The sequence below is a fragment of the Nocardia sp. NPDC059177 genome, from assembly GCF_042755165.1.
Taxonomy (GTDB): Bacteria; Actinomycetota; Actinomycetes; order Mycobacteriales; family Mycobacteriaceae; genus Nocardia.
Map to the genome: position 1 here is coordinate 1 of NZ_JBHZBX010000044.1, position 4,006 is coordinate 4,006.

Consider the following 4,006-nt stretch of genomic DNA (forward strand, 5'->3'; position numbering starts at 1 on the left):
GGCACCAGCCGCCTCGACAAGGCGTCGGTCACGGCCAACGATTATGCAGCACAAGCGATCACATCACGAAACTCACGACGTGAGACACGGTCTAAAGCGTCCATGCTGCCATACCGTACTGCTGATGATTCTCGCGCCATCTTGACCGACCATGTGACCATCAGAGCCATCGGACGCATCCGAACAGCTTAGGCCTAAAGGGTCCGCCCAGGTGACAGGATTATGTGGATAAGTATTAGGGTTCGGCGCGGGAGCGAGACCCAGCGGATCCTGGGTAAGGTAGCGGCCGGTTTCAGGGTCGTAATAGCGGTAATAATTGTAGTGGAGGCCGGTTTCGGCGTCGTATTGCTGACCAGGAAAGCGCAGGGGCGTACTCACAGTGCCAGACCAGGTCGTCTTGCCCCACAGGTCAGTTCCGGCAGTTGCTGTCAGCATGCCAGAGTTGGGGTCGGCTAGATCCGTCGGTGCGCCAACCAAGTCGGTGATGATCACCTGAAGGTTGCCGTCGGCCTGATCAGAGTTGTGGACGTTTTGGGCGAGCGGAGTCGGCTTTCCTGCTAGGTACTCCCAAGATATCGTTTCGACGGCAGAGACTTGTTCGATGAGGTTGGTTACGTCCCAAGTGTAGTCGTACCTTTCGAGGACAACCCGGTCGTGGGACAGGAGTCGTTTGGTGGTGCGGCGACCATGAGCGTCGTAGGTATAGCGCCACCATTTGCCGTCGGCAGTATAAACATCAGTGAGTTGACCGAAAGCGTTGTAGCGGTAATGCACGTTGTCGGGTTTACGGGAGATTCGCGTGGTGGTTTTGCGAACGAGACGACCATCGGCGTCGTAGTGATATCGTGATCGCCCTTTGTGGACGAGGAGATTGCGGCGGTATTCCCGCGACGGCTCGACCACAGGGCTTTCTCCGAGTGGGGGTGCGCACTTGAATTTGGCGGAGCTGGTCAAGTCCGGTTCAGTGGCCGGTAGGCACGGCTCAATTACCGTGGACGGCCCAGTGGTTGAATTGGTAATATTGCTCAGAGGGTCATATGTGAAGTTTTGCTGGGTTCCATCAGAGTTGATCAGGGAAGTAACACGGCCAAGCGGGTCGAGATCGTAGGTACGAGATAGAGAACCATTCGTGGTCGTGGCAGTGGTGTGACCTGTAACGTAACCGTCTGCGCGCCAGCAGTATTCATCGTTGCGTAGCCCGGCTGCTGTGCTTGTGCTGAGGGTACGGGCAGTTAGATGACCAACCGTGTTGTAATACTCATGATGGGCAAGGTCACCTACCCACCAGCTGGTGTTCCGCCCATTGTGGTCATAGCCCAGTTCGATCTGGTGTCCGCCGGTTTCTATCGTGCCGATCCGACTGCCGAGGTGATAGCTCCATTCGGTGGTATTCCCGGACGGGTTGGTGCGCGCGACGGTTCTGCCGTGACAGTCATAGGTTAAAACGGTGGGCAGGCGATCATCGACTTGCTGAGCGAGGAGGCGGCCCGCGGGGGTATGGGTGAAGCGCAGGGTATGTTTGCCCACTTCGTCCGAGCTGATGGCTGTGGTCAGCTGCCCAGCCGGGGAGTACGCGTAGGTGAGATACTCGCCGGATTCTGCGCGGACGGCAGTGACTTGTCCGAGATTATCGTAGGTATGGTGGCGAGAAATGCCCGATGCAGAAGTGACGGTCGCGATCCGACCGGTCCGTTCATAGCGGTAGGTCGTGGTCGCGTCGTTGTAGTCGGTTTCCGACGCCACTCTGCCAACCTTGTCATAGGCATATGTCCAGGACTGCCCGGCCGGATTCGCAACAGACACAAGGCGCTCTTCGGTGTCCCAGGTGTATCGGGTAGTGGAACCGTCGGCCACGGTGCGGCTATTAACTAGTCCAAAGGGACCGTACGTGTAGCACTGGGTGTTGGCGGCGCGGTCGGAGTGGGCAGCAAGTTTTCCGAGTTCGTTCCACGTCCAGGATTCCTCGTGTCCATCGGGGTCGATCCGAGTGAGGGGCTTCCCTTCGGACGACCACGTGTAGCGGGTTGTCTGGCCGTATGGATCAGTGACTGAAATCAGCCGCCCGAAGTGATCGCGAGTGACCGTGGTGGCGGCGCCGTGAGAATCAGTGAGACGGATCGTTTCACCCGCTGCGTCGACCTCGAACGTTGTTACACCCCCAGCTTCGGTCTTGCTCGCAACTGCACCGTTTGCGTGGTAGGTCTGCTGCACGACGACCCCGTCGGGGTCGGTGATCGCGGCGACGTTTCCTGCTTCGTCGTACTCGTATCGTGTGACGGTGCCGTCGGCGTTAGTGATCGCGCTGGGGCGGTTGCGGGAGTGGTAGTCGATGGTGATGAAGTGGCCGTCTGGGCGTTGGATGCGGACGAGGTTGTCGTCGGCGTTGCGGTAGTAGACGGTGGTGGCGAGGTCGGGGGCGATGATGCGGTGGGGTTGGCGGTTGACGGGGTCGGCGTAGTCGGTGCGGGTGGCGGCGCCGTAGGGGTCGGTTTCGACCAAGAGGCGTTTCTGGGTGTCGAATTCGTAGGTCCAGGAGGCGCCGACGGAGTTGGTGACGTGGGTGCGGGTGCCCCAGTTGTTGGGCAAGGTTTCGTAGGAGACGGTGGCGTTGAGGATGCCGTCGGTGCCTTCTTGGCGGACGATGCGTCCCTGTTCGTCGTAGGTGTTGGCGAAGTGGGTGTTGTCGGGGTCGCGCCAGGTGAGCATGCGGTGGGCGTGGTCGTAGGTGTAGTGGGTTGTGGCGCCGACGCCGTTGGTGACTGCGACGGGATCGCCTGATTGGTAGGTGAATTCGCGGAGCGGGGTGGAGACGGGTTCACCGTGTTCGTCGGTGCCGTCGACGGTGATGGTGGTGATCCGGTTATCGGCGGTGGTGAAGGTGACCTGGTAGCCGCCGGAGGAGGTGAGGTGGCTGGGGTGGCGGTTGGGGTGGTAGTGGTGGCGGATCCAGTTGTCGTGGCGGTCGGAGATGCCGGCGATCGGGTAGTCACCGAGGGCTTCGGATTCGGGGTCCAATGCGGCGAAATGCCAGGTGATTTCGCGTTCCGGGTCGTGGATGCGGTAGCCGTGGTCGGTCAGGGTCAGTGGCCAGGGGTGATCACCGTGGCGCGGGACGACCGGGGTGCCGGGGGTGGTGTGGGGGTAGGACAGCAGCATGCCGTCCTCGGCGATGAAGGTGACCCCGGCGTGGTCGACGATGACCCGCATGTCCAGGACGGTCCGAACCAGCGTCCGTAGCGGTAGTTGGAGCGGTGGCGTCGCCACAGGACTACCGGCAGGACTCCGGGGAGTTCGACATCGATGATCGGGACGAAGTACTCGCCGGTGGCCATGTCGACCGGTTCGATCCGCCCGCAGGTGCCTTTCGCGTCCTGGGTGTCGGGGGAATCGCCTTTGCGTGCCTGGTTCGGGGCACCGGAATTGGTGTCGCTGGGGTCGCGTGGAGTACTGGGAGTGTCCGGGGTCGAGGCGGGGGTGGTGTCGTCGCCTTTGGTTCCGGCGGGGGTGGTGTCGGGGGAATCGCTGTCGTCGCCTTTGGTTTTCGGTTTGGTCGAGGCGGGGGTGGTGTCGGTGTTCTTGCCGCCGGTCTTGGTCTTCTTGAACGCGGACGCGATGTCACCGAACGCTGATTTCAGTTTCTTCAGCAGCGGCGTCAGTTTCGACATCGTCTTGGCCAGTTTCGAGAACAACTTGGCGATCATCGCGGTGGTTTTGGCGATGTAGGCGGTGGCCTGGACCGCGATCACCGGGGTGGCCAGACCGAGGGAGAACACGGCCTCGGCAGCCCACACGGCCAGGCGGGCCACGGTTTGGGAGACCAGGTCGCGCACGGTTTGGCGGACTGCGGCGACGACGCCGCCGGCCAAGCGGATCGCCGATGCGGCGGTGGTGGCCGCGGTCGAGGCGGCCGAGTGAGGTGCCCGAAGTTCTTCGGACAGTGGCCCAAAGTAGAATTTGGGTAACTGAACGGAGTTGTTGTGGCACAGAAGAAGTCGCGTCAGTTCAG

The 4,006-nt window shown here is 61.3% G+C and carries 2 protein-coding genes; both read right to left on the reverse strand.

All coding sequences use genetic code 11. From position 1 onward, the window contains the following. Positions 1-72: 72 nt before the first annotated feature. On the reverse strand, positions 73-3,198 hold the full coding sequence (locus tag ACFXK0_RS28880; protein WP_379414246.1) for an RHS repeat-associated core domain-containing protein: 3,126 nt from the start codon (positions 3,196-3,198) through the stop codon (positions 73-75). Next, the gene (locus ACFXK0_RS28885) at positions 3,081-3,866 is read right to left on the reverse strand and encodes a DUF6531 domain-containing protein (protein ID WP_379414245.1); all 786 of its coding nucleotides are present in this window, start codon (positions 3,864-3,866) and stop codon (positions 3,081-3,083) included. Before ACFXK0_RS28885 ends, ACFXK0_RS28880 begins: the two co-directional genes overlap by 118 nt. Positions 3,867-4,006 lie beyond the last annotated feature (140 nt).